Origin of the sequence: Anaerococcus sp. (genome assembly GCF_030825785.1) — a bacterium.
Taxonomy (GTDB): Bacteria; Bacillota; Clostridia; order Tissierellales; family Peptoniphilaceae; genus Anaerococcus.
Map to the genome: position 1 here is coordinate 1 of NZ_JAPJPG010000006.1, position 12,446 is coordinate 12,446.

The window sequence follows — 12,446 nt, forward strand, 5'->3', positions numbered from 1 at the left end:
AGTACATTTGGATGAACCATTCCTCCACCCAAAAGTTCCATTGACCAACCAGTGTTACCACAAGCAGGACATCCCTCTCCCTTACAGATTGGACAAGTTACGTCTACTTCAAGGCTTGGCTCTGTGAATGGGAAGTGGTGAGGACGATATCTTAGTTTCATCTCATCTCCAAACATTTCCTTGATAAAGGTCTCTAGAGTCGCCTTAAGGTTAGCCATAGAGACATTCTCGTCAACTACCAAACATTCCAATTGGTGGAACATTGGTGAGTGGGTTGCATCGACTTCGTCGTTTCTGAAAACTCTGCCTGCTGAAACCATTTTTATAGGAAGTTTGCCTTCGTTCATTACTCTAATTTGCATGCTTGATGTGTGAGGTCTAAGCAAAACTTCATCATTTATATAGAAGGTATCTGATGTTGACCTTGCTGGGTGATCTTCTGGTGAGTTAAGATCATCAAAGACGAACTTCACTGTATCGACTTCTGGACCTTCTACTACATCAAAGCCCATGTTTTGAAAGATTGATTCTAGCTCCTCCATAGTTTGGTTGATCACTGCCAAATGACCTGATTCGTACTTGTCGAAGTGGGCTGTGACATCAATTTTTTCTGCCTTAACCTTCTCTTCTAGGAGGGCTTTTTTGATTTCTTCGTTTTTAAGAAGAAGTTTCTCTTCTATTTCCTTGCTGGTCTTGTTGATTAACTTACCTGCGGCTGGTTTTTCTTCATTAGGAAGTTTGGCAATTGACTTTTTAAGATCTGTTATCTCTCCCTTTTTTCCTAAGTACTTGATTCTTAGCTTTTCCAAGTCGTCTAGTGACTTAGCAGCTTCTATTTTATTAGTAAAAGTTTCTAATACTTTTGTTAAATTCTCTTCCATTTTTCCTCCAAATAAAAAAATCCGCCCTCTAAAGGACAGATATTTCTGCGGTACCACCTTATTTGATTTATATACAATATTTACTAAAATTTAGACTTCTAATAAATACTTATATAAATCCACTCTTAGCTTTAACGTAAGCTTAGACGTATCGACTACTTTATTCATCTCAAGCTTCATCGGTGAATATCCCTAGTCGTTACTTAAAAGGCTCTCAACATCCCCAATTTGCTGTATAAGAATAACTAAAGTCTTTCCGAATCAATAGCCTAGTGTATTCATCATTATGCTCGCTGCGATAGCAGCGTTTAAGGATTCGATTTCTCCTTGCATAGAAATTTTGATAAAATCGTCGGTCAATTTCCTTATATCCTCACTCAGTCCATTGGCCTCGTTTCCTATAGCAAGAATTATCAAATCGTTAGAACTATCATACTTTCTAACATCGATTCCTTCCATATGACTCGAAAGAAATCTATAGCTTTTCTTAAGCTTTCTTATCTCCTCTAGGCTAAGCTCCACTATGTTTTCCCTAAAGACTGACCCCATGGATGCCCTTAGACATTTCTCGTTGTAGATATCCACGCATCCCTTGGTTAGGATTATATCAGAAAAACCAAAGGCTTCGGCAGATCTAATTATTGTTCCCATATTACCAGGATCAGAAATATGATCAAGAAGAAGGATCCTATCTGATTTTAAATTACAAGCTTCTTTCTTTCTGATTACTGCAGCATAGCCGTCTGGAGATTTTAACTCGCTTAGCTTAGCAAATAAGTTTCTATCAAATACAAGGTAAGGGATATTTCCTTCAAAAGATATCCCCTCTCTTAAGAAAAGAAAGTCTATCTCGGCATTAGACTTGATAGCTTCCTCGATTAGCTTTCTTGACTCAATGACAAATAGTCCTTCCTTGTCCCTGTATTTTTTGTTTCTAAGTTTTTTTATTAATTTAAACTTTGGGTTAGCTTGAGATTTGATTATCATTAAGCTGCTTGGTTTGCAAGCTCTACAAGTTTAGCGAATTCTTCTGGGTTGTTTACTGCAAGTTCAGCAAGCATTTTTCTGTTGATGTCGATGTTTGCTTTCTTAAGGTTACCCATAAATTTAGAATAGCTTGTTCCGTTAAGTCTTGCTGCTGCGTTGATTCTAGCGATCCATAGTTTTCTGAAGTCTCTTTTTCTGTGCTTTCTTCCGATGTAAGCATAGTTAAGAGATTTCATTACAGCTTGGTTAGCTGTTCTGAATAGAAGGCTCTTGGAACCGTAGTATCCTTTAGCTTGTTTTAATACTTTTTTGTGTCTTTTTTTAGCGTTTACTGCTCTTTTTACTCTTGCCATCTATATCCTCCTATGCACCGATCATGTTCTTAACGTTTTTCAATTCACTTGATGAAACAACTGTTGCTTTTCTTAGTCTTCTTTTTCTGTTTGGTGATTTCTTAGCTGTAAGGTGTCCCTTGTAAGCTTTTCTTCTCATTACTTTTCCGCTGCCAGTAACTTTGAATCTCTTAACTGCAGCTCTTCTTGTTTTATTTTTCTTTGCCATCTTATTCTCCTTTTTCATCATTTGGTTCTAGAAACATTACTAGAGATCTTCCTTCCATTTTTGGTTTTTTGCTAACCTTGTAAGAATCTCCTAGCATTGTCTTAAACTTATCCATCAATTCGTAGCCAGGCTCTTTACGTCCAAGCTCTCTACCACGGAATCTTATAGAAACTTTTACTTTATCCCCGTTATTTAAGAATTTCATGCTTTGATTTGCTTTTGTTTGCAAGTCATTATCTTCTATATTAAGAGAAAATCTTGTTTCTTTTAGTTGAGCATTTTTTTGTTTTTTTCTATTCTCTTTTTCTTTTTTCTCTTGATCATATTTGAACTTGCCGTAATCCATTATTCTAGTAACAGGTGGCTTAGCCTTTGGGCTCATCAATACTAGGTCAAGTTTGCTATCATAAGCCATGTCTAGGGCTCTGTTTAGGTCAACTATTCCTACCTGATTACCATTTTCATCAATAAGTCTTACTTGCTTAGCTCTAATTTCATCATTTATTCTTAAATCTTTTATAAGTATACCTCCATATATTAAAAAAAGCGGGCACAAAGTACCCGTTCCAATTTATAATTAAATCTCGTAATTAAAAATTATTAACCTACAAACTTAAGTCGGCAGGTGAGTTGGGTACTTCTTTGTTGTCTACGCTTCTTATAGTACTATATCATGGCTTTTTTGTCAAGAGTCTTTCTCTTATTTCTGACAAAAAACACCTATTTTAATTAATTATTTCTATCTAAGAAATTCTCTAAGCTCTTTTTCAAGCTCCCTATTTACAAGGTCCAAATTATCATATAGATACTCTCTCTCTTTGCTATCAAGTTTATCTTCTACTTTTCTAAGAACCCTTGCAGTAAGCTCATTTTTAATCCTTTTGTATGAAAAGTATTTATCTGTTAAGACTATGTGAGTAATCCTTGCGTCCTCCATTGACTTAGTCTTTGTTATATAGCCCTTCTTCTGTAAGATATTAATCCTATAAGAAACATTGGGCTGGGACATATATAGAAACTTTACCAAGTCGTTTATACTTGGTCTATCGAGATATTCTATAACTTCTAGGATCATACTCTCAGCCAAACTTAGAGATGAGGAATGATAGTTCATAAAGACTGACCTAAAAAAATGAAGCTTGGTCTTTTTTACAATCTCATCTAGAATATTATCCTTATTTTTCTTATTCATAACTACCCTATCTAGCTTATCTTTAGAAAGGCAAAGCCGAATAGGCCAGGTCCTGTATTAGCTCCAAGAGTTGGGGAAATTTGTCCTTTGATAAAAAGGCTCGCCCCATCAATAAATTCCTTTAGGGTATCTTCAAGCCTATCGGCCATATCATTGGAGTCACCATCTCCTATAAATATATAGTAGTTTTTGGCATCTTGTAAATATTCCTTGGCGATCTTATAGAATTGCTTGAAGATCCTCTTCTCTCCTCTGACAATCTTCATTAGCTTAAATTTACCCTCTTCAGGATTAACCGTGATTAGTGGCTTAACATTTAAGGAATCAGAAAGCTTGCCAAAAGTTTTTGGGACTCTCCCACCTTCTACTATATATTTTAGGGATTCCAAAGTGAAAAATACCCTAGAATTCTCACGGGTCTTCTCCAATTCTTCTTTTACCTCTCCGAAACTTTTCCCTTGGTCTATTAGATCTTTGGCAAAAAGAGCCAAAAAACCTTCTGCCATGGTAAGATTTCTACTATCAAAGGCATAGGTTTCTATATTGGAAGCTTCGAGCATATCACATAAATTATAAGTTCCCGAGAAGTGACTTCCTATACAAAGCATTATTACCTTTCCGTATCCGTCATTTTTGATCTCTTCAACAAGCTCCATTATATCTCCTGGCGCTGGAAGACTTGTTTTTGCCTTATCTCCTTCTTTTTTGATATAGGAATAGAATTCATCAGGACTGATATCAATCCTATCCTTAAGGAATTCTCCTCCTATATTGACATATAAAGGAAGATAATATATGCCCTTTTCCCTTGCAAGCTCTGGGGAAATATCAGCCCCTGAATCTACCATTATTGCTATTTTTTCCATATTTACTCCTAACGATTCTCTATATTAATAAATCTTCTATAGCTACTTTTTATTATTACTAAAGCTTTTAGAAAATTTCTATATTAATCAAGAGAAATACAAACACAACTATATTAAAAGTCTCTTAAAGACTAGTAAAACTATTATTAGTAAATTATCCATAAATACTAGGACCTTTCCATAGGATAAGTATTACTATTTACTCGTCTTTGTCAAAGATCTTATTACCTATGGATGAATCTTCGTCTAAAATCTTTTATTACGGCTTATTATACCACTTTGTAGGCTTATCTACTATCCTACTTTAATCATCCATGTCTATTTCAAAATCCTGATTATCTTCGTCAATAAATCTCACGTCTGTAGGATTCTCTGAAAAACTTACGGCAAAATCCTTGCTCATTTCAAAGTCCTCATCGACGTTTAGGGGGAAAAATATTTGTGGATTGAATATCTCTATAAAACTTCTTGGATAGGAGAAACTAGCACTTCCCTCATCTGTCTTTATGGGAAAAAATCCTAAGTCTATTTCTCCTTCTCTATCAAATATTTCATAAAGATAATTTATAAGTTTAGTATTCCCTTCTCCTTGTTTAAAGAAAATAGACTCACCCGTATAAAAGATAGAAAAATCAAAAACCTTTACAAGAAAGCTTAGACCAAATCCATTAGCGGAAAAACTTAAGACCTCTATATCCTTAGTTAGCTTATATCTATCCGATGAATTTATGAAAATCACATTCCTTTTTTTATATAAGTCTTTGAGATTTTCGACGGAAAGCCCCTCATCATTTAGATAAATCACATTGCCATCTCCCTTATCGTAGGCAATGTCTGAGGATAAAACGTAGCTAAAGTTATCCATATCAAATAACTTCAAAATCTCTTGGGTATAGTGACCATCCCTGTTGCTTGTGGCAAAGAATATAGTCTTCTTATCATCTGGAATGTTGAGTATCCCATTACAATAATCGAAGACTAAAAGATATTCTCCAAGCTCCAAACTATAGCAATTCTCCCCTACATAATTTACTTTGATATCATCATACATAACAAACTCCCTTACTATCTTTAAAATATATACCCAATCTTGTCAAATATAAATTTATCGTATAATTACTTTGAAGGGAGCTAATATGAAAAAAGATTTTAAAACTAATGCCATGAGAATTTTAGACAATTTGAATATAGATTATCAACACGTTGATTATGAGTTAGAAGGAGACTTTACTTCTGCAGTAGATATAGCAGAAAAAACTCACGAGGATGTAGATATAGTCTATAAGACTCTTGCAACTATTTCTAAAGACAAGGAAGTCTTCGTCCTCGTAATACCTGCAGCAGATTCTATAGACTTCAAAAAGGCAGCGAGAGCCTGCGGAGTAAAAAGCCTTTCTATGCTCCACCTAAAAGACCTTAAGAAAACCGTAGGCTATGAGAGGGGAGCTACAACAGCGATTGCTATGAAAAAGGACTATCCAGTAGTCCTTGACGAAAAGGCCAGAAATCACGATATAATCAAAGTGTCTGCTGGCAAAATCGGTCACGGCTTAAAACTTAGACCTGATGATTTCATAAAGGCAACTAAGGGCAAATATGAGGATATTACCCAATGAAAATGATTAAAATCTTAACTTCTGGAAATTTATCCTATGCTTATAATAAATCGTCTGATTTAAAGGAGAAATTGGAGGAAGATAGGGAGGAAGAACACTTAAGTGAAGTTAAGTTCCTAGTTGCTAACGATAGAGATTATGAGAAGCTGATGATTTTTGTAATCCTTTCTCCCATTTTTATAGCGTGTCTTGATTCATCGAGCCAAGAACTGGACTTTTTTAGGAGAAGAATTTCAAATTCTAACTTTTCCTACGGACTTTATCCAGAGTTTTTCCCCTTTAATGAGGAAAAATATAGGAGTTTTTATATGAATAAGGAAAATAAAGAAGATATTTTCCTAAATGAAGAAGGCCTTATAGAATTTACTATAAATCCTCTCAAGGATGAATACATACTAGCCTTGACATACTTAATAGAAAAACTTATAGAAGATGATAAAAATAGAAAAAAACTTCTCACTTATTTTGCTGAAATCAGAAACGATATAGTAATTAACGGCAGAAGGTCGATTCTTGCAAATGGCATCCAGGCCTTTTATCTATCAAAATATGTAGTTGTGCGGATGATTGAAATTATAGATAAGCTTATGACAGAGGAAAAAAATGGTACTATATACCTAAAAGCAATTTATGATAGACTAGAAAATCTTAAGCGATGTGATTTTTAAACAAATATCTTGTATTTGACAATTAATTCTTAACTTGATTAAATAATAACATATAAAACTAGATTTAATGATCTAAAGCTCGCAAATTAATGCGAGCTTTATTGATTTTAGCTTATTTATTAGATTTTCTCCAAATTCCTAGTTTTTCTGCTTCTTTGATCAACTCATCTCTATTGTCTGGATGAGCTAAGCTAACAAGAGCTTCTGCTGCTTGCCATGTTGATAGACCTTTGAAGTTTACTATACCTTGTTCTGTTGCTATATAGTGGGTGTTGCTTCTTACAGCAGTTGCTTGGGTACCAGGTTTGAAAGTTGGAACTATATTTGAAATTCTCTTACCTTCCTTGTTAACTCTAGAAGACTTAAGAGCTATAAATGATCTACCACCCTTGGATCTGTAGGCTCCAAGTACAAAGTCAAGGGCTCCACCTGCTCCAGAGATATGCTTACTACCTACAGATTCGGCAGAAACTTGGCCCCAAAGGTCAACTTCTAATACTGTATTAATTGATACATAGTTATCGTGAGCTGCTATTACATCAATATCGTTTACATAAGAAACTGGAGCTGCCATGAGTTCTTCGTTGCCATCGATATAGTCATACATCTCTTGGCTTCCTACTGCAAAGGCATATACTTGCTTACCTGGGTTTATATCTTTTCTCTTGCCTGTAATTCTTCCAGCTTGAGCCATCTCCCTGAAACTATCTACATACATTTCTGAGTGAACTCCCAAATCTTTTAAATCAGACTTAGCAATTTGACTTCCTATAGCATTAGGGAGCCCTCCGATACCCAATTGTAGAGTATCGCCATCTCTTAGATTATCTACAACATATTTGGCAACTTGGATTTCTTCTTCTCCAAATTTTGCGCCTGGTAGAGTTAGCATATCGTAGTTGCTTGATTCATAGACATAGTCCACGTCTTTGATATTGATAAAATTTCTAAATCCACCGAGAGCAACTGGTACGTTTTCATTAACCTCTAGCACAACTTTTTCTGAGTTTTCAAAAGATGTTAGGGCGTGAGATGCTGATAGTCCAAAATTGAAGTTACCGTGTTTATCCATAGGAGAAACTTGGATAACTGATACAGTAGCCTTATTTGCATTTTCTGCTATATATCTTTCTATTTCAGAGTATTTGATTGGAATAAAATAAGCACCGTACTTATTGTTGTTGACTAACTTTCTTTCTGGTCCAGTTGAGTGCCAAGAATGATAGATGAAATGTTCTCCTGTGCTGTCTGCCTGGCCTACATATGGGTTGTAAGGAACAACACCACTTCTAATCTTTACGTCTTTTAATTCGTCTACTCTTGCTGCAAGAGCCTTATCAAAGTCTACTGGTACCAAGGCTCCCCAGCCCATTTCAACCCAATCCCCGTCTTTAACGAGTCCTGCTGCTTCCTTTACTGTTATTAGTTTATCTTGATATAATTTTTCAAAATCCATTTTGAACCCCTTTTTATATTAAAATCGTTTTCAGTATATATTATACCCATAAATATATGTTTTATTCTCTATTTGATATTTATTATCAACCACTTTCATTTAATCTTTATTCTAATTTATAGGTGTTTTTAGATAAAATAAGAGGGTGTAAGCATACACCCTCCATCATTATTAATTCTTATCTTTCAACTACTACAGCAGTACCCATACCACCACCTATACATAAGGTTGCAATACCTTTTTTAGAATCTCTCTTTTGCATTTCGTAAAGAAGTGTTGTAAGGATTCTTGCTCCACTTGCTCCAACAGGGTGTCCAAGAGCGATTGCACCACCGTTTACGTTAACTATATCTGTGTTAAGACCAAGCTCTTTGATTACAGATAGGGCTTGAGCAGCGAATGCTTCGTTAGCTTCGATTAGGTCGATATCTTCAAGTTTTAGATCAGCTTTTTCAAGAGCTTTTCTAACTGTTGGGATTGGGCCTGTACCCATGATAGCTGGATCAACACCTTCTGTAGCGTAGCTTACGATTGTAGCAAGTGGCTTAACGCCTAATTCTTTTGCTTTTTCTTCACTCATTACTACTAGTGCTGCAGATCCATCGTTAAGACCTGATGCGTTAGCTGCTGTTACACTACCACCATCTCTCTTAAATGCTGGTTTAAGTTTAGAGATACCTTCAGCTGTTACGCCTTCTCTGATGTGTTCATCTGTATCAACTACAGTTACATTTCCTTTTCTATCTTTTACTTCTACAGCTACGATTTCGTCTTTGAATTTACCTTCTGCTCTTGCTTTTTCTGCCCTGTTTTGGCTCATTGCAGCAAGCTCGTCTTGTTCTTCTCTTGTTAGACCGAATTTTTCAACTATATTTTCAGCTGTCATACCCATGTGATAGTTGTTGAATGCATCCCAAAGACCATCTTTAATCATTTCGTCTACAGCCTTCTTATCTCCCATTCTAGCTCCCCATCTTTCGTTTTGAAGAAGGTATGGTGCATTTGACATTGATTCTGTACCACCAGCTACAACTATGTCAGAATCTCCTGCCATAATCATTTGAGCTGCTAGAGATACACTTCTAAGTCCTGAACCACATACAATATTAAGAGTCATTGCTGGTTTTTCTTTAGGGATACCTGCTCCGATAGAAATTTGTCTAGCTACGTTTTGTCCAAGACCTGCTTGAAGTACGCAACCAAATACCATTTCATCTACATCTTCTGGTTTAATTCCTGCTCTTTCAATTGCTCCCTTAACTGCTGTAATTCCTAAATCTTGAGCACTAACTGATTTTAATGCTCCGCCGTATGATCCTATTGGCGTCCTTGCTGCACTTGCTATTACTACTTTTCTAGTCATATTATCTCCTTATATTTAAAATTCGTTTACTTTTGGTCTATTTTTTATTTGCTGTAGTCGTAGAAACCTTTACCAGTTTTTCTACCAAGGTCTCCTGCTCTTACCATTTGTCTTAGAAGTGGATTTGGTCTGTACTTGCTATCTCCAAATTCGTTGTATAGAACTTCCATGATTGCAAGACATGTATCAAGGCCTATAAGATCTCCTAGAGCAAGAGGTCCCATTGGATGGTTTGCACCAAGTTGCATTCCCTTGTCTATATCTTCAACGCTTGCAAGTCCATCTGCAAGAACTCCGATTCCTTCGTTAATCATTGGGATTAGAAGTCTATTTACTACAAATCCTGGTCCTTCTTTAACTTCTATAGGTTGTTTTCCTAAATCTTCTGCAAGTTTAAATATTGTTGTGTTTGTTTCATCAGATGTGTGAAGTCCTCTAATAACTTCAACTAGTTTCATAACTGGAACTGGATTGAAGAAGTGCATTCCAATAACGTTTTCTGGTCTGTTTGTAGATGCAGCAATATCTGTAATTGATAGTGAAGATGTATTAGATGCAAGGATTGCTCCTTCTTTTACAACTTCGTCAAGTTCTTTGAAGATTTCTTTTTTAAGTTTTGGATTTTCTGTAGCAGCTTCTATAACTACGTCACAGTCAGCCAAATCTTTTACTTCTGTTGTGTAAGTAATATTTTTAAGAGCTGTATCTTTTTCATCTTCTGTCATTCTTTCTTTAGAAACTTGTTTAGCATAGGATTTTTCAATTCTTGCTTTAGCTTTTTCTAAGAATTCATCTTTGATATCTCTAACTACTACTTCGTATTTTCTTGCAGCAGTTTCTACGATACCGCCACCCATAATTCCTGAACCGATTACTCCAATTTTCATAATTACTCCTTTATTTTTCTCTCTATTTTATACTTACCCGATTATTTATTTTTAAACTCAGCCTTTTCCTTATTTAAGAAAGCATTCATGCCTGCCTTTTGATCTTCTGTCGCAAATGAAAGACCAAATAGGTTTTCTTCAATCTTAATAGCTGAATCTATATCAACTTGTCCACCAACGTTTATAGCTTCTTTGGCAAGTCTTACTGCAACTGGTCCGTTAGAAGCAACTTTAGAAGCAAGTTTTGCTACTCTTTCTTCTAATTCATCGGCAGCAACTACTTCTTGAACAAGTCCTATTTCTAATGCCTTATCAGCCTTGATATTTGATGATGTATAGATTAGATATTTCGCATATCCAGGTCCAACTAGTCTTTGTAGTCTTTGTGTTCCACCAAATCCTGGTAGGATTCCAAGACCAGTTTCAGGTTGACCAAATAGCGCCTTATCACTTGCGATTCTAAAATCACAGCTCATAGCAAGCTCGCATCCACCACCTAGGGCGAATCCATTAACAGCTGCTATTGTTGGGATTTCGAGACTTTCTAGTTTTCTAAATACTGCTAGCCCCTTCTTACCAAAAGCTTTTCCTTCAAGTGGAGAAAGTGTTGACATTTCCTTGATATCTGCTCCTGCAACGAAGCTTCTTCCCTCGCCTGTTACTATTAGGGCTCTTAAGTCCTTGTTTTCCTTAATTTCATTTAAAACTTTGTCAAGTTCATCAAGAACTTCAGAGTTAAGTGCATTAAGAGCCTTTGGTCTATTGATTGTAAGCTTTCCTATGAAGCCATCAACTTCGTACTTGATTGTCTTATATTCCATAATCGCCTCCTGTTTAGCAATAAATTATTACTAGGTCTTTATTTTATGATATTTTTTTATCAATAAGCTTCAATAGTTAGCTGCTTATAATCTGATGTTATTAAACTATCATCTTCTAAGCAGCTTCTATCCTACAAGCTAATTAGTTAGCTTTTCTTTCTTTTATTAATTCTGTTAATTTTGGAACTACTTCAAATAAGTCCCCAACAATACCGTAGTCAGCTATATCAAATATTGGTGCATCTGGGTCTTTGTTAATAGCTATGATTGTATCACTTGCTCCGATACCAGCCAAGTGTTGGATAGCTCCAGAGATACCAACTGCTATATAAACTTTTGGTCCTACAGTCTTACCTGATTGACCTACTTGGTGAGAGTGAGAAATCCAACCAGCATCTACAGCAGCACGTGATGATCCTACTGTACCATCTAAGGCTTCTGCTAATTCTTCGATTAACTTAAAGTTTGCAGGATCTGCAAGTCCACGTCCACCAGAAACGATGTATTCTGCACCAGCAAGATCTACATCTTCTCCTTCATCTCTTGGGATGAAGTCTAAGATTTTTGTTCTAACTTCTCCGTCATATTTAATATCTTCAGAGATTTCATCGATTTCATCTTTTGCGCCAACTTCTTCTTTAGAGAATACCCCTGGACGAACTGTACCCATTTGTGGTCTAGAATCTGGGCAAAGGATTTGTGCCATTAAGTTACCACCGAAGGCAGGTCTTGTCCATTTTACATTTCCTGTTTCAAAGTCAACGTCAAGTTCTGTACAATCTGCTGTAAGTCCAGTTCCAAGTCTTGAAGAAATTCTTGGACCTAGGTCACGTCCTACGTTAGTAGCACCGATTAGGATTACATTTGGATTGTGTTTTTCAACAAGTTTACATACAGCATTTGTGTAGATGTCTGTATTGTATTGTTTATATTCTTTACCTTCTACAGTAATTACGCCGTCAACGCCGTATTTTTTAACTTCTTCTTTTGCATTATCAGCATTTTCGCCTATGATTACTGCATATAGTTTTTCTTTAAGTACATCAGCCATTTTTCTGCCTGGATTTAGTAATTCTAATCCAACATTTAAGGCTTTTCCTTCTTCATTTGTTTCTACTATTACCCAAAGATTTTTACAATCTGTCATA

Annotated in this window: 15 protein-coding genes and 1 other annotated feature; of the genes, 2 read left to right on the plus strand and 13 right to left on the minus strand. The window is 35.8% G+C overall.

Going from position 1 to position 12,446, the window contains the following annotated elements; genetic code table 11:
• The 8 genes from pheS to RCH56_RS01590 form a co-directional block, all read right to left on the minus strand.
• On the minus strand, positions 1–881 hold an 881-nt coding region (gene pheS, locus RCH56_RS01555; protein WP_306483243.1), incomplete at its 3' end, for a phenylalanine--tRNA ligase subunit alpha.
• Positions 882–1,142: 261 nt separating this feature from the next.
• On the minus strand, positions 1,143–1,868 hold the full coding sequence (locus RCH56_RS01560; RefSeq protein ID WP_306483244.1) for an RNA methyltransferase: 726 nt from the start codon (positions 1,866–1,868) through the stop codon (positions 1,143–1,145).
• A complete protein-coding gene (gene rplT / locus RCH56_RS01565) occupies positions 1,868–2,221 on the minus strand; it encodes a 50S ribosomal protein L20 (protein WP_297380389.1) in 354 nt (117 codons plus the stop codon). The genes RCH56_RS01560 and rplT overlap by 1 nt, the downstream gene beginning before the upstream one ends.
• Positions 2,222–2,231: 10 nt before the next feature.
• On the minus strand, positions 2,232–2,429 hold the full coding sequence (gene rpmI / locus RCH56_RS01570; protein WP_306483245.1) for a 50S ribosomal protein L35: 198 nt from the start codon (positions 2,427–2,429) through the stop codon (positions 2,232–2,234).
• 1 nt (position 2,430) lies between these two features.
• Entirely contained in the window at positions 2,431–2,985 is a 555-nt protein-coding gene (infC, locus tag RCH56_RS01575) for a translation initiation factor IF-3 (protein ID WP_015778266.1), read from the minus strand.
• Positions 2,962–3,078 (minus strand) — a sequence feature (ribosomal protein L20 leader region). Its footprint overlaps the gene before it by 24 nt.
• A gap of 90 nt (positions 3,079–3,168) precedes the next feature.
• Entirely contained in the window at positions 3,169–3,621 is a 453-nt protein-coding gene (locus RCH56_RS01580) for a MarR family winged helix-turn-helix transcriptional regulator (RefSeq protein ID WP_306483246.1), read from the minus strand.
• 11 nt (positions 3,622–3,632) lie between these two features.
• Positions 3,633–4,487, minus strand: a complete 855-nt coding sequence (locus tag RCH56_RS01585; protein WP_306483247.1) for a DegV family protein — start codon at positions 4,485–4,487, stop codon at positions 3,633–3,635.
• A 304-nt stretch (positions 4,488–4,791) separates the two neighbouring features.
• Positions 4,792–5,538, minus strand: coding sequence for a metal-dependent hydrolase (locus RCH56_RS01590; RefSeq protein ID WP_306483248.1), 747 nt, complete (start codon positions 5,536–5,538; stop codon positions 4,792–4,794).
• Between the two features lie 85 nt (positions 5,539–5,623).
• On the opposite strand from RCH56_RS01590, the gene RCH56_RS01595 reads away from it, so the two are divergent.
• The gene (locus tag RCH56_RS01595; RefSeq protein ID WP_306483249.1) at positions 5,624–6,103 is read left to right on the plus strand and encodes an aminoacyl-tRNA deacylase; all 480 of its coding nucleotides are present in this window, start codon (positions 5,624–5,626) and stop codon (positions 6,101–6,103) included.
• Positions 6,100–6,771 carry a hypothetical protein gene (locus tag RCH56_RS01600; protein ID WP_306483250.1) on the plus strand — a complete coding sequence of 224 codons (672 nt, stop codon included), beginning with the start codon at positions 6,100–6,102 and terminating at the stop codon, positions 6,769–6,771. Before RCH56_RS01595 ends, RCH56_RS01600 begins: the two co-directional genes overlap by 4 nt.
• A 112-nt stretch (positions 6,772–6,883) precedes the next feature.
• Here RCH56_RS01600 and RCH56_RS01605 read toward each other — a convergent pair whose 3' ends face one another.
• The 5 genes from RCH56_RS01605 to RCH56_RS01625 all read right to left on the minus strand — a co-directional run bounded on the left by RCH56_RS01605 (position 6,884) and on the right by RCH56_RS01625 (position 12,445).
• Entirely contained in the window at positions 6,884–8,227 is a 1,344-nt protein-coding gene (locus RCH56_RS01605; protein ID WP_306483251.1) for an acetyl-CoA hydrolase/transferase C-terminal domain-containing protein, read from the minus strand.
• A 178-nt stretch (positions 8,228–8,405) separates the two neighbouring features.
• Positions 8,406–9,590: an acetyl-CoA C-acetyltransferase gene (locus RCH56_RS01610; protein ID WP_306483252.1), complete on the minus strand. Its 1,185-nt coding sequence runs from the start codon at positions 9,588–9,590 to the stop codon at positions 8,406–8,408.
• A gap of 44 nt (positions 9,591–9,634) precedes the next feature.
• Positions 9,635–10,477: a 3-hydroxybutyryl-CoA dehydrogenase gene (locus RCH56_RS01615; RefSeq protein ID WP_306483253.1), complete on the minus strand. Its 843-nt coding sequence runs from the start codon at positions 10,475–10,477 to the stop codon at positions 9,635–9,637.
• A 41-nt stretch (positions 10,478–10,518) separates the two neighbouring features.
• Positions 10,519–11,298, minus strand: a complete 780-nt coding sequence (locus RCH56_RS01620) for an enoyl-CoA hydratase-related protein (RefSeq protein ID WP_306483254.1) — start codon at positions 11,296–11,298, stop codon at positions 10,519–10,521.
• 142 nt (positions 11,299–11,440) lie between these two features.
• A complete protein-coding gene (locus tag RCH56_RS01625) occupies positions 11,441–12,445 on the minus strand; it encodes an electron transfer flavoprotein subunit alpha/FixB family protein (RefSeq protein WP_306483255.1) in 1,005 nt (334 codons plus the stop codon).
• Position 12,446 lies beyond the last annotated feature (1 nt).

Excerpts from the sequence above, each read along its gene's own strand:
- RCH56_RS01560 (WP_306483244.1), bottom strand. The coding sequence starts at position 1,868 with ATGATAATCAAATCTCAAGCTAACCCAAAGTTTAAATTAATAAAAAAA.
- RCH56_RS01595 (WP_306483249.1), top strand. The coding sequence starts at position 5,624 with ATGAAAAAAGATTTTAAAACTAATGCCATGAGAATTTTAGACAATTTG.
- RCH56_RS01590 (WP_306483248.1), bottom strand. The coding sequence starts at position 5,538 with ATGTATGATGATATCAAAGTAAATTATGTAGGGGAGAATTGCTATAGT.
- RCH56_RS01625 (WP_306483255.1), bottom strand. The coding sequence starts at position 12,445 with ATGACAGATTGTAAAAATCTTTGGGTAATAGTAGAAACAAATGAAGAA.
- rplT (WP_297380389.1), bottom strand. The coding sequence starts at position 2,221 with ATGGCAAGAGTAAAAAGAGCAGTAAACGCTAAAAAAAGACACAAAAAA.
- RCH56_RS01580 (WP_306483246.1), bottom strand. The coding sequence starts at position 3,621 with ATGAATAAGAAAAATAAGGATAATATTCTAGATGAGATTGTAAAAAAG.
- RCH56_RS01620 (WP_306483254.1), bottom strand. The coding sequence starts at position 11,298 with ATGGAATATAAGACAATCAAGTACGAAGTTGATGGCTTCATAGGAAAG.
- RCH56_RS01600 (WP_306483250.1), top strand. The coding sequence starts at position 6,100 with ATGAAAATGATTAAAATCTTAACTTCTGGAAATTTATCCTATGCTTAT.
- RCH56_RS01615 (WP_306483253.1), bottom strand. The coding sequence starts at position 10,477 with ATGAAAATTGGAGTAATCGGTTCAGGAATTATGGGTGGCGGTATCGTA.
- rpmI (WP_306483245.1), bottom strand. The coding sequence starts at position 2,429 with ATGGCAAAGAAAAATAAAACAAGAAGAGCTGCAGTTAAGAGATTCAAA.
- RCH56_RS01585 (WP_306483247.1), bottom strand. The coding sequence starts at position 4,487 with ATGGAAAAAATAGCAATAATGGTAGATTCAGGGGCTGATATTTCCCCA.
- RCH56_RS01605 (WP_306483251.1), bottom strand. The coding sequence starts at position 8,227 with ATGGATTTTGAAAAATTATATCAAGATAAACTAATAACAGTAAAGGAA.
- RCH56_RS01610 (WP_306483252.1), bottom strand. The coding sequence starts at position 9,590 with ATGACTAGAAAAGTAGTAATAGCAAGTGCAGCAAGGACGCCAATAGGA.